General features: G+C 36.6%; 19 protein-coding genes, 1 pseudogene and 1 riboswitch. Of the genes and pseudogenes, 4 read left to right on the top strand and 16 right to left on the bottom strand.

Features of this window, described 5'->3' with window-relative positions; all coding sequences use genetic code 11:
* Positions 1-11 precede the first annotated feature (11 nt).
* The 10 genes from gabT to ACLBXA_RS27280 form a co-directional block, all read right to left on the bottom strand.
* Positions 12-1376 (bottom strand): 4-aminobutyrate--2-oxoglutarate transaminase, encoded by a 1365-nt coding sequence (gabT, locus tag ACLBXA_RS27325; RefSeq protein WP_447617606.1) that lies wholly within the window; start codon positions 1374-1376, stop codon positions 12-14.
* 154 nt (positions 1377-1530) lie between these two features.
* Positions 1531-2277, bottom strand: a complete 747-nt coding sequence (locus ACLBXA_RS27320; protein ID WP_000416657.1) for an HAD family hydrolase — start codon at positions 2275-2277, stop codon at positions 1531-1533.
* A gap of 140 nt (positions 2278-2417) precedes the next feature.
* Positions 2418-3323 carry a diacylglycerol kinase gene (locus ACLBXA_RS27315; protein WP_000977679.1) on the bottom strand — a complete coding sequence of 302 codons (906 nt, stop codon included), beginning with the start codon at positions 3321-3323 and terminating at the stop codon, positions 2418-2420.
* Between the two features lie 561 nt (positions 3324-3884).
* Positions 3885-5312 carry an Asp-tRNA(Asn)/Glu-tRNA(Gln) amidotransferase subunit GatB gene (gatB, locus tag ACLBXA_RS27310; RefSeq protein WP_001047684.1) on the bottom strand — a complete coding sequence of 476 codons (1428 nt, stop codon included), beginning with the start codon at positions 5310-5312 and terminating at the stop codon, positions 3885-3887.
* Positions 5313-5326: 14 nt separating this feature from the next.
* Positions 5327-6784, bottom strand: a complete 1458-nt coding sequence (gene gatA, locus ACLBXA_RS27305; RefSeq protein WP_000051441.1) for an Asp-tRNA(Asn)/Glu-tRNA(Gln) amidotransferase subunit GatA — start codon at positions 6782-6784, stop codon at positions 5327-5329.
* A 15-nt stretch (positions 6785-6799) separates the two neighbouring features.
* Entirely contained in the window at positions 6800-7090 is a 291-nt protein-coding gene (gene gatC, locus ACLBXA_RS27300) for an Asp-tRNA(Asn)/Glu-tRNA(Gln) amidotransferase subunit GatC (protein ID WP_000086999.1), read from the bottom strand.
* A 141-nt stretch (positions 7091-7231) separates the two neighbouring features.
* The gene (locus ACLBXA_RS27295) at positions 7232-7468 is read right to left on the bottom strand and encodes a YiaA/YiaB family inner membrane protein (RefSeq protein WP_001254393.1); all 237 of its coding nucleotides are present in this window, start codon (positions 7466-7468) and stop codon (positions 7232-7234) included.
* Positions 7469-7841: 373 nt separating this feature from the next.
* Positions 7842-8696, bottom strand: coding sequence for a MetQ/NlpA family ABC transporter substrate-binding protein (locus ACLBXA_RS27290; protein ID WP_000721588.1), 855 nt, complete (start codon positions 8694-8696; stop codon positions 7842-7844).
* Positions 8697-8717: 21 nt separating this feature from the next.
* Positions 8718-9383: a methionine ABC transporter permease gene (locus tag ACLBXA_RS27285; RefSeq protein WP_001261865.1), complete on the bottom strand. Its 666-nt coding sequence runs from the start codon at positions 9381-9383 to the stop codon at positions 8718-8720.
* Positions 9373-10392 (bottom strand): methionine ABC transporter ATP-binding protein, encoded by a 1020-nt coding sequence (locus ACLBXA_RS27280; protein WP_447617605.1) that lies wholly within the window; start codon positions 10390-10392, stop codon positions 9373-9375. Before ACLBXA_RS27280 ends, ACLBXA_RS27285 begins: the two co-directional genes overlap by 11 nt.
* 123 nt (positions 10393-10515) lie before the next feature.
* A riboswitch (SAM riboswitch) is annotated at positions 10516-10621 on the bottom strand.
* A gap of 243 nt (positions 10622-10864) precedes the next feature.
* On the opposite strand from ACLBXA_RS27280, the pseudogene ACLBXA_RS27275 reads away from it, so the two are divergent.
* Positions 10865-11430: pseudogene (locus ACLBXA_RS27275) on the top strand (cysteine hydrolase family protein).
* Between the two features lie 250 nt (positions 11431-11680).
* Here the strand turns inward: ACLBXA_RS27275 and pruA are convergent.
* The 6 genes from pruA to ACLBXA_RS27245 all read right to left on the bottom strand — a co-directional run bounded on the left by pruA (position 11681) and on the right by ACLBXA_RS27245 (position 20434).
* Positions 11681-13228 carry an L-glutamate gamma-semialdehyde dehydrogenase gene (gene pruA, locus ACLBXA_RS27270; RefSeq protein ID WP_000259555.1) on the bottom strand — a complete coding sequence of 516 codons (1548 nt, stop codon included), beginning with the start codon at positions 13226-13228 and terminating at the stop codon, positions 11681-11683.
* A gap of 153 nt (positions 13229-13381) precedes the next feature.
* Positions 13382-14152 carry a TSUP family transporter gene (locus ACLBXA_RS27265; RefSeq protein WP_447617604.1) on the bottom strand — a complete coding sequence of 257 codons (771 nt, stop codon included), beginning with the start codon at positions 14150-14152 and terminating at the stop codon, positions 13382-13384.
* A 96-nt stretch (positions 14153-14248) separates the two neighbouring features.
* Complete coding sequence (locus ACLBXA_RS27260; protein WP_000717037.1) at positions 14249-15442, bottom strand: CamS family sex pheromone protein; 1194 nt, start codon at positions 15440-15442, stop codon at positions 14249-14251.
* A gap of 16 nt (positions 15443-15458) precedes the next feature.
* Positions 15459-17468 (bottom strand): NAD-dependent DNA ligase LigA, encoded by a 2010-nt coding sequence (gene ligA / locus ACLBXA_RS27255; protein ID WP_000031434.1) that lies wholly within the window; start codon positions 17466-17468, stop codon positions 15459-15461.
* A gap of 14 nt (positions 17469-17482) precedes the next feature.
* Entirely contained in the window at positions 17483-19732 is a 2250-nt protein-coding gene (pcrA, locus tag ACLBXA_RS27250) for a DNA helicase PcrA (protein ID WP_003309016.1), read from the bottom strand.
* Positions 19733-19744: 12 nt separating this feature from the next.
* Positions 19745-20434 (bottom strand): heptaprenylglyceryl phosphate synthase, encoded by a 690-nt coding sequence (locus ACLBXA_RS27245; RefSeq protein ID WP_000272085.1) that lies wholly within the window; start codon positions 20432-20434, stop codon positions 19745-19747.
* A gap of 281 nt (positions 20435-20715) precedes the next feature.
* Here ACLBXA_RS27245 and ACLBXA_RS27240 point away from each other — a divergent pair, with 281 nt between their 5' ends.
* The 3 genes from ACLBXA_RS27240 to ACLBXA_RS27230 all read left to right on the top strand — a co-directional run bounded on the left by ACLBXA_RS27240 (position 20716) and on the right by ACLBXA_RS27230 (position 22338).
* A complete protein-coding gene (locus ACLBXA_RS27240; protein ID WP_000812342.1) occupies positions 20716-21093 on the top strand; it encodes a YgaP family membrane protein in 378 nt (125 codons plus the stop codon).
* 219 nt (positions 21094-21312) lie between these two features.
* Entirely contained in the window at positions 21313-22158 is an 846-nt protein-coding gene (locus ACLBXA_RS27235) for an SPFH domain-containing protein (RefSeq protein WP_000660674.1), read from the top strand.
* A gap of 15 nt (positions 22159-22173) precedes the next feature.
* A complete protein-coding gene (locus tag ACLBXA_RS27230; RefSeq protein WP_001085171.1) occupies positions 22174-22338 on the top strand; it encodes a toxin-antitoxin system HicB family antitoxin in 165 nt (54 codons plus the stop codon).
* Positions 22339-22368: the final 30 nt, after the last annotated feature.

Below are 22368 nucleotides of genomic sequence, written 5' to 3'. Positions count from 1 at the left end.
TACTTCAGTTTTTAAACGCGAGCGATGTTCGTTTGCTCATAACAAGCTTGCAATGATTCTTCAATTATTGTTAAACCTTCTTCAAGTTGCTCATCTGTAATAACTAAAGGCATTAACACACGGATAACATTTCCATACGTTCCTGCTGATAATAAAAGTAACCCACGCTTATTTGCTTCTGCACATAGATTAGCCGTTAACGTTTTGTCAGGTGCTTTCGTCTTACGATCTTGAACGACCTCAAATGCACACATTGCTCCTAACCCACGCACATCACCGATGCAATGATATTTATTTTTCATCTCTTCGAATCGGTTCATTACGTCTTTTCCTAATTCTATCGCTCTATCATTTAATTTCTCATTTTCTATTACATCGAGAACAGCTAATGCAGCTGCACATCCTAATGGACTTCCTGCATACGTTCCACCAAGTTCACCTGGTGCAGATTCATTCATAATTTCTTTACGTCCAATGACACCACTTATCGGTACACCAGCCCCTAATGATTTAGACACTGTAATTAAATCTGGAACGACATCATAGTGATCAATTGCAAAATATTTTCCTGTACGACTAAAGCCTGTTTGTATTTCATCCGCTACAAATAAGATGCCGTTCTCTGAACAAATGCGGCGTACTTCTTGAACAAATTTCTTACTTGGGACGATAAATCCACCTTCCCCTTGAACAGGTTCCATTACAACAGCTGCAATTGTTTCTGGTGCTACTTCCGATATGAAGAAGTTCTTAAACTCTTCAATAATAAAATCATCATACTGCTCTTCCGTTAATCCCTCTGGGCGACGATATTCGTATGGAAATGGCGCTTTATATACTTCTGGAGCAAAGGGACCAAACCCAAATTTATATGGCTTCACTTTACTTGTCATCGTCATTGTCATTAATGTACGACCGTGGAAACCTTTAGAAAATGCGATAATACCAGGTCTCTTCGTATATTTACGAGCGATTTTCACCGCGTTCTCAACTGCTTCTGCACCACTATTTAAAAATAGGACTTGCTTATCGAAACTTCCTGGTGCCAATGCCGCAAGCTTTTCTGCTAATTCAATATATGGCTCATACATCATGACATTAAATCCAGTATGAATGTATTGATCGACTTGTTTATGGAGCGCTTCTTTAACCGTTGGATGACAATGCCCTACGTTAATTGTCCCGATTGCTCCTGCAAAATCAATGTACTGATTGTCATCAACATCTGTTACAAGAGCACCATTTGCAGATTGTACAAACGTTGGGATGCCGTTACTTACTCCTTTTGGTACTATATTTTGACGGCGTTCTAATAAAGATGCCGCTTTCGGTCCTGGAATTTGTTCATTTACTTTAGCAAATTTTTTTGTGTTCATTGCGTACCCCATCCTTTTCTTTACATTGTTTTCTCTTCTTATTGCAAAATATATGCCAACTTTCCTTTCTAGCATTTATCCTATATTCTTTGTATCCAGGCATAAAAAATAAGTCTATAAAGACTCATTAAGAGTCTTTATAGACTTATTTTCCTTACACATTAGACTTTTCTTTCTCCCAGAAAAACTCACCCGATTGAGAAATAAACTCTCCAACAGAATCTAACACTAAATCAGCAAGTGGTTCTAATGTTGGACGGTCTCCCGTACCAGATAGCACCCCAATTGCATAGCAATCACCACCATTTTTAGCTAAATGTAAATCAGTTGGCGTATCTCCAACAACCGCAACCTCACATGATTCTAAATTAAATTTCTCACAAAACACTTCTATAATCTTTTTATCTGGTTTTTGCGCAAGGAATGTATCCGAGGCTATAATATAATCAAAAAAGTTCTCCAACTTATATTGTTTTAAAAATAATTCTGTTGGTGCGAAATCATCCGCCGTGACAACCCCTAATATAAATCCTTTATCTTTTAATGCCTGTAACACTTTCGGTAAATCTGCTGTCATTTTCATATGCGAACGATGCTCATACATAAGGGAAAATAACTTCTCACTTACCCAATGATGCATCTCTTCTTCTCTAGCAGACTCAATATAATTACAAAGCCCCTTCGCTACATCAAGGCTTGTTCCAGCAGCTATTGCACTCCTCGGATTAACAAATGCTCCCTCTACACCAATCTCTTCTAATAAGGTCTGCCCTATTGTACTTGGTAAATGATATAAACTTATACATTCAGCTACAAGTTCTTCAGCTACTTTTATCCAAATTGAATGAAAATCCATTAATGTCCCATCTTTATCAAATAGTATTGCTTTTACCTTCTCCATAGCATCCTACCTCTCGTTTCTTATCTCCTCCAGTGTATCAATAAAATATGGATGTAAAATAAAAGAATTGTAAAAATACCATAAAAATCAAACTAACTCCCAATTTACAATTCATTTTAACAAAGTAAAAAAGGATGCCTTTACAAGGCATCCTCTTGATGTTCAGGAACAAATAGTTCTAAACAATGATATATATTTTCAAATTCCATCGGTGCATCTCCACCATACTCACCATCTAAATTAATCATTAGTTTATCTGGTGAATGTACTTTAATTCGGTTCGCTTGTGTATATAACACTTTTGGATTATTAATATGTTCACCACGTTGTGCTTGTGTTGCTGCTTTAATTAAATCAGCGATAGAACCTTTTTTCAGTACTAATAGGTCAAATAACCCATCGTTAATAGATGCATACGGTGCTACCTTTTCAAATCCACCTACTGAACGAGTATTCGTAATTAAAAACATCGTAATTTCTTCTTGTAGTAACTTTCCATCATACTCAATTTCAACATATGTCGGATGCAATGATGGTAACATCTCGATACCTTTTAGGTAATAAGCAAGTTGTCCTAATACTGTCTTTAACTTACTCGGTACTTCGTATGTTAATTCTGTAATACGACCGCCACCAGCGATGTTAATAAAATATGTATCGTTCGCTCTACCGAGGTCTAATGGCACTGTTTTTCCTTCGCAAATAATATCTGCTGCCTCTTCAATAGAACGAGGTACACCAATCGCACGTGCAAAGTCATTTGTCGTTCCAACTGGAATAATTCCAAATTTCGGGCGGAATTCATGTCCAACTAAACCGTTTACTACTTCATTTAATGTACCGTCGCCACCAGCGGCAATAACAACATCAAACTTACGATCCGCAGCTTGCCTCGCCGCCACAGTAGCGTCTCCAGGACCCGTTGTCGCATGACAAGATGTCTCATAGCCAGCTTGTTCTAATTTTTGTAATACTTCTGGTAAGCTCTTCTTAAATAGCTCACGCCCAGAAGTAGGATTATAAATAATTCTTGCTCGCTTCATCATTTATTAGCACAGGAAATTTCTTTATGCATCGAAAAAGAACATACCGAACTTCTATTCAGTATTCCCATGCCTACCTCCTCTCATCTTGCTATCCTTCTTTTATCCCGCTCAAACAGGCAGTAAGAACCCGATTCGTGTAGTCCATCAAAAGTAAATATTCATTTCAATGGTTTTGTTTTATTTGACCAAAAAATTTATCCCGCTATTTGTGGGCAGTAAATGCCCGATTGGTGTGGGCTAATAATCAGCTTTGGATGAACCTCCCACTGATTAAAGTTTCACTTTATTTCTATCCATTCTTCCATAAAAATTTACATATAACGAATAATAACTATCTATTATTTCATGAGATGAAAAAAAACCTCTATGTTTAGATTTATCATTATTCCCACCTTTTTGCAACTATCATACCATAGTTGCTATACAAACATTTTTCCACTTTTGACAGTTAATCAAACGTTTGTTTAAACGATTTTGTCTCATTTAAACAAACGTTTGATTAACCTAGAAAAACACCCATGTACGGGTGTTTTTCTGCTTAATCTTTAAAAGTCACTACTATTATCGCTTATTAATCTCTTCAAGTAAGATTTTGTTAACAAGCGGTGGATTTGCTTGTCCTTTTGTAGCTTTCATAATTTGACCAACTAAGAACCCAATTGCACGGTCTTTACCGTTTTTAAAGTCTTCGATAGATTGCCCATTATTATCAAGAATTTCTGTTACAACTTTACGAAGTGTACCCTCGTCAGAAATTTGAACAAGACCTTTCGCTTTAACGATTTCTTCTGGGTCTCCACCTTTTTCGATTAATTCATTAAATACTTTCTTCGCAATTTTAGAAGAAATTGTACCTTTTTCAATTAATTGAACCATTTTAGATAAACCAGCAGGCGTTAATGCAACGTCTTTTAATTCTTTTTGTTGTTTGTTTAAGTATGCAAGTACTTCACCCATTAACCAGTTCGATGTTAATTTCGCATCAGCACCGTCTGCAACAGTCGCTTCAAAGAAATCAGACATTTCTTTCGTTAATGTTAATACGTGTGCATCATAAGCTGGTAAGCCAATTTCTGCAACGTAGCGAGCTTTACGCGCATCTGGAAGTTCTGGAATAGAAGCTCGAACTGCTTCTTTCCACTCATCGTCGATGTAAAGTTCAACTAAGTCTGGCTCCGGGAAGTAACGGTAATCGTCAGATCCTTCTTTCACACGCATTAAGATTGTTTTCTTCGTTGCTTCATCATAACGACGTGTTTCTTGTTGGATGATACCACCAGATAACAGTTCTTTTTCTTGGCGCACTTGCTCGTGCTCAAGACCTTTTTGTACGTAAGTGAATGAGTTTAAGTTTTTCAGTTCCGCTTTTGTACCAAACTTCTCTTGTCCAACTGGACGAAGAGAAATGTTCGCATCACAACGCAGAGAACCTTCTTCCATCTTACAATCAGATACACCAGTATATTGAATGATTGATTTTAACTTCTCTAAGTATGCATATGCTTCTTCTGGCGTACGCATATCTGGCTCAGATACGATCTCGATTAAAGGCATACCTTGACGGTTGTAGTCTACTAATGAACCATCAGCTGTATGCGTTGATTTACCAGCATCTTCTTCTAAATGAAGACGTGTAATACCGATACGTTTCTTTTTACCGTCTACTTCGATTTCAATCCAACCATTTTCACCAATTGGCTTATCAAATTGAGAAATTTGGTAAGCTTTCGGATTATCTGGATAGAAATAGTTTTTACGGTCGAACTTCGTTTCCGTTGCGATCTCACAGTTTAATGCCATTGCAGCTTTCATTGCAAAGTTAACTGCTTCTTTATTTAAAGTAGGAAGTACCCCTGGGTATCCTAAGTCAATTACACTTGTTTGTGTATTTGGCTCCGCTCCGAATTCTGTTGGACTCGCAGAGAAAATTTTCGAATTTGTTTTTAACTCAACGTGAACCTCTAAACCAATAATTGTTTCTAAATTCATCTATGCTCGCCTCCTTACAGACTTGCTTTTTTTGTATGATAGTCTGTTGCTTGCTCAAACGCATGTGCAACGCGGTAAATTGTCGCTTCATCGAAGTGTTTACCAATGATTTGTAGACCAAGTGGCATGTTGTTAGCACCGAATCCACATGGAACTGAAATCGCTGGAACACCCGCTAAGTTTACTGGGATTGTTAAAATGTCATTTGCATACATTGTCATTGGGTCGTCAACTTTTTCTCCAACTTTAAATGCCGGAGTTGGTGTTGTTGGTCCAATAATAACATCATAGTTAGCAAATACATTTTCAAAGTCATTTTTAATTAATGTACGTACTTGTTGTGCTTTTTTGTAATATGCATCATAGTAACCAGAGCTAAGGGCAAATGTACCAAGCATAATACGACGTTTAACTTCATCACCGAAACCTTCACTACGTGTGTTTTTGTAAAGATCTAATAAGTTATTTACATTATCAGAACGAACACCGTAACGCACGCCATCAAAGCGTGAAAGGTTAGCAGATGCTTCAGAAGAAGATAATAAGTAATACGTTGCTAGAGCGTATTTAGAGTGCGGAAGAGATACTTCCTCCCAAGTTGCGCCCATACCTTCTAATACTTTTAAAGCAGCTAGTACTGACTCACGAGCTTCTTCGCCAACACCTTCGCCTAAGTATTCTTTCGGTACAGCAATGCGTAAACCTTTAACATCGCCTGTTAAACCAGCTAAATAGTTTCCAACTTCAACATTTGCAGAAGTTGCATCCATGCGGTCAATACCTGAAATAGCTTGTAATAAGTATGCATTGTCTTCTACTGTACGTGTAATCGGTCCGATTTGGTCAAGTGAAGATGCGAATGCTACTAATCCGTAACGAGATACGCGTCCGTAAGTTGGTTTTAAACCTACAACACCGCAATATGCAGCCGGCTGACGGATAGAACCACCCGTATCAGAACCTAGAGAGAATAGTACTTCTCCCGCTGCTACAGCTGCTGCAGAACCACCACTAGATCCGCCCGGAACGTAATCTAAGTTCCATGGGTTTTTCGTAGCGTAGAATCCTGAGTTTTCATTTGAAGAACCCATTGCAAACTCGTCCATGTTTAATTTACCGATTGTAATCGTGTCAGCAGCTTTTAGCTTTTGCACAACTGTCGCATCATAAATTGGATCGAAGTTTGCTAACATTTTACTCGCACAAGTTGTACGAAGACCGTTAGTTACAATGTTATCTTTTACACCAATTGGCATACCGAATAATAAACCATTATCTTCAGCGCCGATTTTTGCATCTAATTCTTTCGCTTTTGCGCGTGCATTTTCTTCATCTAATGTAAGAAAAGCTTTTACGTTATCTTCAACATCCGCAATACGTTTGTAAGATTCTTCTACTAAATCCGTAACGGAAATTTCTTTGTTGTTTAATTTCTTATGTAACTCTGATACTGAATGATCAAATAATGACATCGAAATTCCCCTCCTCTATTCTAATACTGCTGGAACACGGATTTGATTATCTTTGTGATCCGGTGCATTTTTTAATACTTCTTCGACTGGTAAACCTTTTTCTGGTACATCTTCACGCATAACATTTTTCATAGTTAATACATGAGTTGTTGGTTTTACATCTGTTGTATCTAATTCATTTAACTGTTCTGCAAATGTAACAATTGCATCTAGTTGTTTTTGAAATTTTTCAGCTTCTTGATCAGTAATTGCAAGACGTGCTAAATGTGCTACGTGCTTTACATTCTCAACGGAAATTCTTGACACGGCTAGGCCACCTCCATAATATATCGTTCAATCTACAATACTATTGATGATACCAAATTTTCAGTACTTCAAGCAAGTCAACACACGGCACTTACGCCATTTTTACATAAAAAAAGAAAGGCAAATGCCTTTCTTTACAATTTACTCTTTATCTAACGGTTTATTTTTCGGAAATCTCTCGTTATCTTCTTCATTATCACGAATTGTTTTTTGTAACACAAAACAAGACATCGTTAAAAATAGTGTTCCAATTAAATAGTATCCTTTTACACTAAGCGTTTCATCTAACGTATAAATCCCAATTAGCATACCTGAAAGCGCACAAACAAATGAAGTCCATGCTAAAAATGTGAACGCTTGCGTATTACGTCTTCTCATCGTTCTCCCCCTCGTTAGCTGTATACCCATTATAGATAAGTATATTTACCATGATGGATTTTTATGTAAATTCTAGTTTTATATTTATAAATCTATCATAAAAGAATACTATTTTAAAGGAAGTTTTCTGTCTAATCTGAAAAAAACAATCTAAACAATTGGTTTTTCAGATTACCTTACTGTTCGCTATCTACTTTCATTCATAAAAAAAGACCAGGAAAACTCCTGGTCCATTACTCTACTTAACAAACATTGGATTCTACGTTATACAAAATTGGAAGGTACAGAATTAGGGTTCGTTTGTTAAGTAGATTATATGTTGAACGAACTAACAGCGGAGGGGTTCCTTCTGTTAGTCCATTAAACCCAATCATTATTTTACGATTTTTTCAAGCTCCTCAAGTGAAAGGTCAACTGAAATTGAACCATCATTTGTTTCTTTCTTAATTGCATCTGTTACTTCTTTTGAATGATATAATTCAATTACTTTTTTCAGTGTTGGATCATCTTTATCTTTCGTACGAGCTGCGAAAATATTAATATAAGGCTTCGCATTTTCATTCTTTGGATCTTCTAAGAAAATAGGATCCTTCGCTGGATCTAATCCAGCTTGACCAGCAACACCGTTATTAATAACTGAAGCTGCTACATCTTTTAATACACGAGGTGTTTGCTGTGCGATAACCGGCGTGATTTTTAATTTCTTCGGATTTTCAGCAATGCCGCTTGGATCTCCAAATAAGCCAAAATCTTTTTTAAGCTTTAATAATCCAGCTGCATCAAGAAGTTTTAATGCACGTGCTTGGTTCGTTGGATCGTTTGGAATTGCAATTTCTGAACCATCTGGGATTTCATTTGCTTTCTTATATTTTTCAGAGTATAAACCCATTGGTGCAATTTGCGTTGTACCAACAGCTGTAATATCTAACTTATGCTCTTTTTTAAATTGCTCTAAGAAAGCAATATGCTGGAATGAGTTTAATTCAATATCTCCATCAGCTAACGCTTTATTTGGCGTTGTGTAATCAGAGAACTCAATCAGTTTAACTTTAATCCCTTCTTTTTCAGCTTTTTTCTTCAAAATTTCCCAAGCGTCTCCATCCGTTCCAGTTACACCGACGCGAACTACTTTTTCTTTCGCTCCTGCACCCGTGTCTCCACTTGAGCAGCCGCTTAATGCTGAGATTCCTACAATCGCTGATAATGCAAATGCTAAAATTTTCTTCATTTTCTTTTCCTCTCTTCCTTTTTATGATCTGCGTAACAAGACTTTCGCAAAGTAGTTTCCTAAATTTTGAGCTATCTGTACGAGAATAATAAGTAAAACAACCGTTACGAACATAACCGATGTATCAAAACGTTGATAACCATATGTCATTGCCAAGTCACCAAGACCGCCACCACCGACAAGCCCAGCAACTGCAGAAAATTCAATTAAACCAACTGTCATAAACGTGACACCTAAGATTAATGGTGCTAACGCTTCTGGTACAAGGATTTCAAAAACGATTCTAATTGGCGAGGCGCCCATTGCTTGCGCTGCTTCAATTACTCCTTTCGGAACGGAAACAAGATTTGTTTCAACCATTCTAGCAATACCAATTGATGCGACTAACGTCATCGGGAAAATTGCCGCTGCTGTTCCAATCGTCGTTCCAATAACGCTTCTTGTTAGTGGGCTTAAAGCTACTAAAAAGATAATGAATGGTACCGGACGAATTGTATTAATTATGATGTTAAGAATAGAAAAGACCCATTTATTTTCTAAAAAGTTTCCTTTTCTCGTTACATATAAAAGTAAACCTAGAGGTATACCCAGAATTGTAGCGAATATAAGTGTTACAATTACCATTAAGAGGGTATCTCCCGTCGCATCTAGTATGCGCGGCCAAAATATACTCCAATCAACTCGCATGAGCTTCTACCTCCTTCAGCTGCACTTGCAGTCTTAGATGTTGTAATGCTTTTTGAATTTCCCTCTGCTCACCTTGCAATTCTACAAGCAGATTTCCAAATAGCACATTTTGAAGTTCAATAATATTTCCGTACAGTACATTTACATCAACGTTATAGTTTTTTGCGATATATGATAGTACCGGCTGTCCTGTCTCCTCACCAGTAAATGTTAGACGATAAATTTGACCACCATTTTGAATTTTCGCTAGAACACTTTCTGGTAAATGATCATTAATAACAGAACGTACAAAGTTTTGAGTCGTCTTTGTTTTTGGTTGCGTGAAAACATCAAACAGTTTTCCTTCTTCAATAACTTTTCCCTTCTCCATTACAGCTACACGGTGACAAATTTCTTTCACAACATGCATTTCATGTGTAATAAGAAGAATTGTTAAATTGTATTCTCGATTTACTTTCTTTAATAAGTTTAGAATTTCTGTCGTCGTTTCTGGATCTAAGGCTGATGTTGCCTCATCACATATAAGAATATCTGGCGATGTCGCAAGTGCTCTAGCAATACCAACACGCTGCTTTTGTCCCCCTGATAGCTGTTCTGGATAATAGTTTGCTTTATCTTCTAACCCTACAAACCTCAGCAGTTCATTCACTTGTTCCTTTATCTCGTTCTTTGGCAATTTCGCTAACTTTAATGGATAAGCAATATTCCCAAACACTGTTCTTGAATTAAATAAATTAAAGCTTTGAAAAATCATTCCGATTCTTTGTCTTAGTTTGCGTAATTCTTTCGTCGATAATGATGTAATATCTTTATCATCTATTGAAATCGTTCCTGCCGTCGGTCTCTCTAACATATTTACTAAGCGTAATAATGTACTCTTTCCAGCTCCACTAAAACCGATAATGCCAAAAATTTCGCCTTTCTCAACTGATAATGTTACATCCTCCACCGCATGAACAAATTGCCCAGCTGATTCATACACTTTACTTACATTGTTAAAAGAAATCATTTTTCCCCCTCCTATATGCTGTAAAAACTTAAAGTAGAGCTTTCGAGGTAAAATAAAAAGTGCCCTCCTTCTTATCAACCATAAAGATAAGAAGGAGAGCACTTATATGTACTCGTTCACATCTTCTCATCTTCCAAGCCTTTATATGGCTTGCTGGAGTTAGCACGGTATTAAAAAACCCGTTGCTGAGGTATCGTAGGGCCAGTCCCTCCACCTCTCTGGATAAGAATGTATCGATTTAATTGTCGTTTAATTAATTCTCATTATAGAACTCAGAATAATAAGAGTCAATACATTTTTTAGAAAAATATTAATTATTCCTTTATTAAAATTTTCAGATGAATATTCATCTGAAAAATAGTAACTTTCAAGGTTATTTAAAATTCTTCTTCCTCATATTTTTAAACAGGAGAATCCTCTCTACAAATTGAATAAATTTATTTGAATATGAAACTCGGAGGAAGATAAATATATGAAAACAGCTCTTTTACTCGTCGATATTCAAAACGATTATTTTCCAAATGGAAAGATGGAATTGCGTAATCCAGTAGAAGCAAGCGAATATACTAATCAGTTATTACAACACTTTAGAACAAACAGCGAACCTATTTTTCATATCCAACACGTAGCTATAAAAGATGACGCTACTTTTTTCCTACCTAATACAGAAGGTGTACATATTCATGAAAGCGTACGTCCACTTAGAGAAGAAACAGTTATAGTCAAACATTATCCAAATAGCTTCCGAGAAACTAATCTTCTAGAGCAATTAAAACGTTTAAATATTGAACATGTCGTTGTATGCGGGATGATGACTCATATGTGTATCGATGCAACAGTAAGGGCTGCATTCGATTTTGGCTTTCAATGTACCGTTATACATGACGCTTGTGCTACAAAAGACCTTTCTTTTAAGAACGCTACTATACCAGCTGTTTATATTCACAATACAATTTTAGCTAGTTTAAATGGCGTATATGCAAATGTAATAAGCACGCAAGAATTTTTAGCTACATAAAAAAACACTCCTTTCAGTGAGCAAAACTGAAAGGAGTGTTCCTTGTCGAACCATAGATTTTCTTTCAAATTGTATTATACAGGAAATTCTCAAAATGAATACTAAAAAATATGACTAATAAGTCAACTTTTCTCATCATTTTATTTCTGTTCACATGTTTATCACGCTATTAATAGGTTTTAGCTCATTCCCTTCGAACGATGGTAATATATAGGATTTCAATTTTAAAAGGAGCTCTTCACATTCTGTGAAGAGCTCCTCTACTATTTCTTATAAAGTTTCAGAAGTAGTTTTTGCTTGCATGTGAAGTGCTAAGTAATCAGGTCCACCAGCTTTAGAGTCTGTACCAGACATGTTAAAGCCACCGAATGGTTGGTAACCTACGATTGCACCAGTACATCCACGGTTGAAGTATAAGTTACCAACGTGGAAGTCTTCGCGTGCTTTTTCAATATGGTCACGGTTGTTAGTAATAACAGCACCTGTTAAACCGTATTCCGTATTGTTTGCAATTGCAAGTGCATGATCGAAGTCTTTCGCTTTACAGAATGCTACTACTGGTCCGAAGATTTCTTCTTTCATTAAGCGAGCATCTTCTGCAACGTCAGCAACGATTGTTGGTTGGATGAACCAGCCTTTAGAATCGTCTCCTTCGCCACCTGCTAAGATTCTACCTTCTTCTTTACCAATTGCAACATAGCTCATTACTTTATCAAATGCAGCTTGGTCATTAACAGGACCCATGTTTGTACCTAATACTGCTGGGTTAGCAACTGTTAATTCTTTCGTTAATTCAACAGCACGATTTAATACGTGATCGTATACATCTTCATGGATTACTGCACGAGAACATGCAGAACATTTTTGTCCTGAGAATCCGAATGCTGATGCAACGATAGACTTAGCTGCTAATTCAAGATCTGCTTCTTTATCAACAACGATTGTATCTTTACCGCCCATTTCAGCGATAACACGTTTTAACCAAATTTGTCCTGGGTTTACTTTCGCTGCACGCTCATAGATACGGATACCTACATCACGAGATCCCGTGAAGCTTACGAAACGTGTACGAGGATGATCTACTAAGTAGTCACCAACTTCAGAACCGTTACCTGGAACGAAGTTTACTACGCCAGCTGGTAAGCCAGCTTCTTCTAATACTTCCATAAATTTCGCTGCTACTACAGGAGTTGTACTAGCTGGTTTTAGTAATACTGTGTTACCAGAAACTAAAGCAGCTGTTGTCATACCTGCCATAATTGCGAATGGGAAGTTCCAAGGAGAAATGATAACACCTACTCCTAATGGAATGTAAGAGAAACGATTATATTCAATTGGACGGCTTTCTACTGGAATACCGTCTTTTAATTTTAACATTTGACGACCATAATATTCCATAAAATCGATTGCTTCTGCTGTATCAGCATCTGCCTCATTCCATGGCTTACCTGCTTCTTTTACAAGAATAGCAGAGAATTCATGTTTTCTGCGACGAACGATTGCTGCAGCACGGAATAAAATGTCTGCACGCATTTCTGGCTTTGATTTTCTCCAAGTTTGGAATGTTTCATCCGCTACTTGCATTGCTTTTTCAGCTAACTCACGGCTTGCTTTTGAAACACGACCAACAAGTTCCTCTTTATTTGCAGGGTTTACAGAAACAATTTTGTCTTCTGTAGTGATTTTTTCTCCCCCAATAATTAATGGATAGTCTTGTCCAAGATAAGATTCTACTTTCTTTAAACCTTCTTCAAACGCTAATTTGTTAGCCTCCACTGAAAAATCTGTAAATGGCTCATGTTTGTATGCTACTACCATTTTTTTTAGCCTCCCCTTAGAAAAACGTTTACATTTTACAACATTATTCTACACGATAATTTAGATTTATTCAAATATTCCTAGACTTATATTTTAAAAATTAATAAATTTTTAAAATATAATAAAAAAAGAGATTCATACATGCGTATGAATCTACAAAATATGAGTATATTCCAAAACATTTTTCCCGATCAATAATATAGTAACTAATAAAAATAAAGTTCTTACATATCCAACACCTTTTTGAACCGCAAACTTCGATCCAAAATAAGCACCTAAGATCATTGATAATCCCATGATAATACCGTATTCAAAATGAATTATGTCTAAAAATAAAAAAGTAATTAAAGATACAATATTACTAACAAAGTTCAAAAGTTTTCCAGATGCTGCCGCTTGAATAAAATCCAAGCCAATTAATAAAAATGCAAAAATTAAAAACGCCCCTGTCCCTGGTCCAAAAAATCCATCATAAAATCCTATCATTAAAATAGCAAAGAAAAATATTAATGTTTTTCTTTGCGTCATCTTCTTATAGGTAGACACACTTCCCCAATTCTTTTTTGCAATAATATAAATAGCAATAAATACCAACATTACAAGTACTAATGGGCGTAAAATATCCGATGGAATAAATTTTACTACTAAAGCGCCTGCAACAGCTCCAACAATAGTTAACGGGATTAACTTTCCTACAATTTTAAAATCAACTTTTCCTGATCGAATGAAATACATCGCACTCGTAAACGTCCCCATCGTTGCCGCTAATTTATTCGTTGCAATTGCCGAAGCTGGCGATAAGCCAACAAACATAAGCGCCGGAAGCGAAATTAACCCTCCTCCTCCAACAACCGAATCAATAAAAGCTGCTAAAAAACCGAATGCAATTAATAAAATAATGACTTGAAAACTTAATTCTTCCATGAGCTTTACCCCTTACCCCTATTATTTACAACATTTTAAATTATAACAAAATTGCATAAGAAAAAAAGCTGTTCCTTAGAGGAACAGCCTTCATATTTAATCTAAAATTTTCACAAGTGGTTCATCTTGTTTTGCTTCACGTATAATAATGGCTTCTGGGCGTTCTACAGATTTAATTGTTACTTGTACTTTCATATAATTCGGGAAGTATTCCATAACAAGCCCTGCCACATATTGTGTAAAACCAACTATTTCAGCTTTTCCATTAAATTGGACAGGAATATCAAGCTTCATTTCTCTTAATTCATCATCTCTATACATACCCGTACCAATAACAGCTGTATAGTCGCCTTGGAAATAATCGCTTAGTTTTGCCTTAAAGTTGGATACTCTTGCAAGATCTTCACGTTTATTATCTGTTTTCGCTTGCTCTGATGGGAACAAATAATATTTTTCATTAATTTGTTTCCAATCTTCAACCGTTTCACTACCTTTTTCAACATTTGCATAAGAAACAAAATTACCTGGCACAAGTGACGCCTTCGGAGCCTGACGATAAATTGCAAATGTGATCGGAAGGTTTTTTGTTTCAGGATCTTTTTGATGCATAAACTTCAAGACTTCTTGCGCCATTTTTTTCCCTTCAGCTAACATTTTTTCATTCGAGATTGTAGCTTCACGCGGGTAACCATGTTCTTCATTATAATAATGCACTGAATTCATTGCTAATCCAACTACAATGCCGCTACGCTCATCTTTGTCGCCGTTTTTCACATAATAATCATGCTCTAAAATATTGGAAATATATATTGGATTTTTTTTGTTTTTTTCTTCTAGTATTTCGGATCCTTCACCTAAAGCTGGATTTAATCCTATGTTTGGAAATTTAACTGCATCTTTTTTTAATGTATCTTCTAGTTCTTTCTGTTCAGCATTTGTACGCTTTCTTTTAACAAGCATTTGTACATATTGAGCCTCTAGAGTATCTCCGCCTTTAAAGAAATGATCTTTCGTACTAAATGATTCCTTCGCAATACGCATTAATCCTGTTTCAAATTCATCTATATCAAGACGATTATTTACTCCTTGCACGACTAAACCACGTGCCTTTCCACCATAAAATGGAATAGTCGTCTTATAATATTCATCCGACATAGCGTATTTTGGGACAACTGATTGTTCTTTTGCTTTCCCCGATTTCTCAGACACTTTTTCATCTTTGTCGGCACCTGCACTACACCCACTTACAAGTAGGCCAAGGCTTAATACCGCTAATGCTATTTTTTTCATGGTAAGTTTGCACCTCTTACTTATTTAGCTCTTGTAAGAACCTCTCTTCATTCCAAACCTCAACATTATGTTTCTCCGCTTGTGCTAATTTCGAACCAGCCGATTCACCTGCAACAACCAAATCTGTACTCTTACTAACACTTCCTGTTACTTTTCCACCTAATGCCTCAATCTTCTTCTTCGCTTCACTTCGTCCCATAACTTCTAGCTTACCTGTTAAAACAACCGTTTTTCCTGCGAAGTAAGATTCAACATTTTGTAAATCTGCAATTTTTATACCTTTGTATGTCATATTCACGCCATACTCTTTAAACTGCTGTAATAACTCTAATACATCTTCATTATCAAAATATGTCACAACAGATTGAGCCATTTTTTCGCCAATTTCATTAATTGCTTTTAGTTCTTCTTCTGTTGCTTTTACAAGCTCATCCATCGTTTCAAAGTGCTCTGCAAATGTACGTGCTGCTTTCGCTCCAACGTGTCGAATTCCAAGACCAAATAATAATCGCTCTAACGAGTTTTCTTTAGAATTTTCAATTGCTTGTATTAAATTTGTTGCTGATTTTTCACCAAAACGTTCTAACTGTAATAACTGCTCTTTCGTTAATGCATATAAATCAGCAAATGTACGAATATAATCTGCATCAAAAAGTTGTGTAATGACACGTTCTCCAAGCCCATCAATATTCATTGCATTTCTTGAAACGAAATGAATTAATCCTTCGCGAATTTGAGCTGGACAAGTTGGATTTATACATCGAAGTGCTACTTCTTCTTCTAAACGAACAAGTTCACTCTCACATGCTGGGCAATGCGTTGGCATGCGGTATTCTTCTTCTTCACCAGTACGCTTATCAAAAATAACGTTCACAACTTCAGGAATAATATCTCCAGCCTTCTTCACAACAACGTAGTCACCAATTCGAATGTCTTTTTCACGAATTAAATCTTCGTTATGTAAAGAAGCACGACGAACGATCGTACCAGCAACTCTCACTGGCTCTAGCTCTGCAGTCGGTGTTACAACCCCTGTTCGGCCAACACTTAATTCAATGCCTGTTAATCTCGTTACAACTTCTTCAGCCGGGAATTTATAAGCAATCGCCCATCTTGGACTCTTCGCTGTAGTTCCTAGACTTTCTTGAAGAGCAACATCATCTACTTTTATAACGATTCCATCAATCTCATAATCAAGATGCGGACGTTTTTCTTGCCATTCTTCTACATAAGCTATAACCTCTTCGATTGTTTCACATGTACGGCGATTTGGATTTGTCTTAAATCCGAGTTCACCTAGGAAATCAAGCGATTCACTGTGCGATGGAATTGTTTTTTCTTCTACATTCGCAAGACCGTACACAAACATAGATAAGTTACGCTTCGCTGCAATTTTCGGATCAAGTTGACGTATTGAGCCTGCTGCCGCATTACGCGGATTCGCAAATACATCTTCTCCATTTTGCTCTTTTTCTTCATTTAGTTTAACAAATGAACGCTTCGGCATATAAGCTTCGCCTCGTGCTTCTAACGTTACTTCTTCATTTAAACGAAGTGGGATAGCTTTAATCGTTTTTAAATTTTGAGTAATATCTTCACCCGTTACACCATCACCACGTGTCGCCCCTTGAATGAAGCGTCCTTTTTCATAATGAAGCGAAACGGCAAGCCCGTCAATTTTTAATTCACATATATATCTTACATTCGCATCATCAATTCCTTGACGTACTCTTCTGTCGAAATCACGTAAATCTCCTTCGTTAAATGCATTTCCTAAACTTAACATTGGTGACTTATGTGTTACTTTTTCGAATATATCAAGAATAGTTCCCCCAACGCGAACGGAGGGAGAATCCTCACTCATAAACTCTGGGTTCTCTGCTTCTAATTTTATAAGCTCCTGCATATTACGGTCATATTCCGCATCAGAAACAGAAGGATTGTCTAATACGTGATATTGATAATTAAATGTATTTAACAAATCACGCAGTTCTTCTATACGTTTTTTTGCTATCTCTTTTGACATATCCTCATTCCTTTCTATTGTTTCGTCACAGGTGCAAATTTTGCTAACAAACGTTTAACACCAATCGGGCTTGGGAAGGCAATATCTAATTCTTTTGCATCACCTTCACCTTTTACACTTACAACTGTACCGATTCCCCATTTTTGGTGGGAAGCTTTATCGCCTACTGCCCAGCCAATTTGCTCACCGCCTGTCGTCTTAGCTGCAGGACGCGCGAAAGCTGAACGAGAGCGTGTTGTGGTTGTCGTTGTCATTTTACTGCTACTTGCTGTTCTGCCTTTTGCACCAAACGAATTTTCACGCTTCGGCGCTGTTTCATTTAATGATTCCACTAGTTCTGTCGGGATTTCTGTAATGAAGCGAGACGCAGCGTTCATACTTGTTCTACCAAATAAAGTACGCATTTGCGCATTAGATAAATATAGCTCTTCTTCTGCACGAGTAATACCTACATAAGCAAGACGACGTTCTTCTTGCATTTCATCCTCTTCCATAAGAGAACGAGTATGAGGGAATATCCCTTCCTCTAAACCAACAATAAAGACAACCGGGAACTCTAATCCTTTCGCTGAGTGCATCGTCATTAAGATAACTTCTTCACCAGCAGTTGGGTCTTCATCTACACGATCAATATCAGCAACAAGTGCTAAATCTGTTAAGAATGCAACAAGACTCTTATCTTCGCTTTGAGATTCAAATGTTTGCGTAACAGATAAGAACTCGTCTAAGTTTTCTAAACGACCTTCCGCTTCTAAAGAACGCTCATTTTTCAACATATCGCGATAGCCTGTTTTTTCAATAACTTCTTCTACTAATTCTGTAACAGATAAATACTCTTGCATATTTACCCAGTTGTGTAATAAACTTGCGAATTCTTTTACTGCCTTTGTAATTTTTGCACTTACTCCAACATGCTCAATCTCATCAAATACAGCAGTTAATGAAATTCCGTTTTGCACACCATAATTAATAATTTTATCAATAGAAGTCGCACCAATACCACGCTTTGGCATGTTAATAATACGTGCAAAACTAATTTCATCATCTGGATTACCGATTAAACGTAAGTACGCCAAAATATCTTTAATCTCTTTACGGTCGTAGAACTTCGTACCCCCGACAATTTTGTACGGGATGTTAGATTTAAGGAAAATCTCCTCGACCATACGAGACTGAGCATTCGTACGATATAGTACTGCAAAATCAGTGTATTTTCGTTTCCCCATTTGAAGATCGTCACGAATTTTTTTCGCAACAAAATATGCTTCGTCCTTTTCAGTTGCAGCACGATAATACGAAATTTTGCTCCCAACTTGATTGTCCGTCCATAATTTCTTCGGTTTACGATTCGTATTTTTTTCAATAACAGCATTCGCTGCATTTAAAATATTTTGTGACGAACGATAGTTTTGTTCTAACAAAATTACTTGTGCATTCTCATAATCTTTTTCGAATGACAAAATGTTAGAAATATCTGCACCACGCCAGCGATAAATAGACTGGTCAGAGTCACCTACAACGCAAAGATTTTTAAAACGCGCTGCCAAATGTTTAACAAGAAGATATTGCGCTTTATTCGTATCTTGATACTCATCAACGTGAATATATTGGAACTTACGCTGATAAAACTCCAATACTTCTGGAACACGTTCAAATAGCTGAATCGTCGTCATAATTAAATCATCAAAGTCTAATGAATTATTTTTCAAAAGACGTTTTTGATACTCTGTGTATACATCGCTCGTTAATTTTTCATATGGATCAGCCATTGTAATTTTTTTTGCATATTTATCCGCAGATAACAGTTCATTTTTCGCATTACTAATACCCGCTAAAATAGAGCGCGGCTCAAATTTCTTCGGATCAATATTGCGCTCTTTCATAATTTTTTTGACTACCGTTAACTGATCACCTGAATCTAAGATTGTAAAGTTACGATTAATGCCAATACGATCGATATCACGTCGTAAAATACGTACACACATAGAGTGGAACGTCGAAATCCAAATATCTTCTGCTTCTGGTCCCACAAGTGTATCAATACGCTCGCGCATTTCACGAGCTGCTTTATTTGTGAAGGTAATAGCTAATACATTCCATGGTGCTACACCTTTTTCACCAAGCAAATACGCAATACGGTGTGTTAACACACGTGTTTTACCACTACCTGCACCTGCCATTAATAGAAGTGGTCCATTCGTTGTTTGTACCGCTTTTTGTTGCTGTGGATTTAAACCGTTTAATAACTTATCTGTCATACTCATATACGCCTGCACCTACTCTCCTTTTACTGCTTTAACTGTTTTTAACGCCGATTTTATATCATCATAAATAATATTTCCAACAACTACTGTATCAGCATATTGTGCCATTTCTTTCGCCTGTTCTGCATTAGAAATACCGCCGCCATAGTATAACTGAGCTTGTTTCAATTCTGCTTTTACATTTTTAACAAGTTCAACTTCTCCATACGTACCGCTATATTCTAAATAAAATATCGGTAAATGTAATAACTTGTCTGCTAAACGAGCATATGCAATAACGTCATCTTCTGTTAAATCACATTTCGCATCTGTAAGCTGGGCTACTTTCGCTTCTGGATTTAAAACACAATACCCTTCCATAAAAATTTCGTCCCAGTCCATAATATCCCCAAATTCTTTCAATGCCTCATGATGAACACCTGTTACCCATTCTACTTTTCGGCTATTTAACACACTTGGGATGTAATAAAAATCAAATCCTGGTGTAATTGCTTCTACATCAGAGACCTCTAATACACAAGGAACAGCATATCTACGAATGCTAACTAGCATGTGTAATACGTTATCAATTGTAACCCCATCACTTCCGCCTACAATAACCGCATCAGTTCCAGACTCACAAATCATTTCTAAATGTTCATCGCTTAACTCCTTATTTGGATCAAGCTTAAATACATGTTTCCATCCGGAAATATCGTACATGAAAACACCCTTCCTTTTCTCTAGTTATATCTATAGTTCTGTTTAAAATAACAGTTAGTTTTCATCTTGTTTTTTAAATATTTTTCAAAAAGAATGATTTAATTTCATCTTCTTTTTATGCATTCTTTCATTATAACAAAAAAAGCTACTGACACACACGCCCATTCCAACATCTTTTTCAACGTCAAATGTTGGATTACATATCCCCAAAATCACACGGGATACTAATAAGAGAAGTAGTATTCACTATTTCAATTTTCATAAAAAGGAGTGTTTTTCTAATGAAGCAAAACATCGGGACAATAAACGCTCTAATTCGAATTACACTTGGGCTTGTCCTCTTCGGATGTAGTGCAACTAAACTTGTACGCAAGCCATGGTGCACTTGGTCTAACATTTTTCTATGGATTGGTGCAATGAAAGTTGCAGAGGGAATTGTTCGCTTCTGCCCTATTGTTGAAGCGTGGAAGTTTGGAAAATACATGAATATGGGTGCATTTAAAATGCCTAGCATGAATTTTACTGAAAAAGGACATGCTAAAGAAGAAGTGAATCAAACTTCCTCTCATGACAAGCCAAAGTCAAAAGGAAGTTATGACGCTTCTGACAAAGAGATTGAGTCAGCGATTGAAGAAATAATCCTGGCAAAACCGCTTTGAATCATTTGTCACGATGCAAGATGCTCTCAAAGGGACTTAGCTGCTGCAGTGGGCGGTTAAGTCTTCTTTATTTTACCATAAAAACAGAACGTACATTCCCTTTTTAAACTTAAAATGTATATAAAAGATATCAATCAATAAAATTCAGAAAATTAGGTGCATCCCTCTTGCTTAAAATGATATAAAAGTGATATCATTTTTATATCAGGAGGCGATCATATGAAAGAGAAACAAGTATTTTATGTAAATGGTTTTCTCGGTATTATTGGAATTTTGATTTTAGCGGCTATCGGTGTATTTTTCCTTGCACAAGAAATTTTTATAGGAGCAGCACTAACTATTGTATTAGCCGCAATTCTCGCTACGGGTATCGGGATTGTTCAACCAAATCAAGCGAAAGTTATTACGTTCTTTGGTAATTATTTAGGAACAATTCGTCAAAACGGTTTATTTTTAACGATTCCGTTCGCATTCCGTCAAACTGTATCTTTACGTGTTGAAAACTTTAATAGTAAGAAATTAAAAGTAAACGATGTTGAGGGAAATCCGATTGAAATTGCAGCTGTTATCGTATATAAAGTAGTTGATTCTGCAAAAGCAATGTTCGGTGTTGAACATTACGATCGATTTGTAGAAATTCAAAGCGAAACGGCAATCCGCCACGTCGCAACAAAATATCCATATGACAATTTCCAAGATGAAACTTGCATTACGTTACGCGGAAATACTGAAGAAATCTCTGAAGAATTAAAACGTGAGTTAGAGGCACGTCTTGAAATTGCTGGTGTAGAAGTATTGGAAACTCGTTTAACGCATTTAGCTTACGCAACAGAAATTGCCCATGCAATGCTACAACGTCAACAAGCAAAAGCAGTATTAGCTGCTAGAAAAGAAATTGTTGAAGGTGCTGTGAAGATGGCCAAAGATTCAATCCATATGTTAGATGAAGAAGGCGTACTGGAACTTGATGACGAGCGTAAAGCAAATATGGTAAACAACTTATTAGTTGCCATCGTTTCAGATAAAGGTGCGCAACCGGTTATTAATACAGGAAGCCTATACTAAGGGCTATAAGTAATTATGGCTAAAAAGAAAAGCTTTCCATTACGTATTGATCCTGAATTACACGCAGTCATCGAAAAATGGGCAAATGATGAGTTTCGTAGCGTCAATGCACACATCGAGTATTTACTTCGAGAAATGGCAAAGCAAAAAGGGAAATTAAAAAAAGATAAAGATGCATAAAAAATCCCGCTGATTCCTCAGCGGGATTTT

The organism is Bacillus sp. D48C, assembly GCF_053345735.1.
The sequence above is the reverse complement of the archived record's forward strand: the minus strand, read 5'-3'. Positions and strand labels throughout refer to the sequence as shown.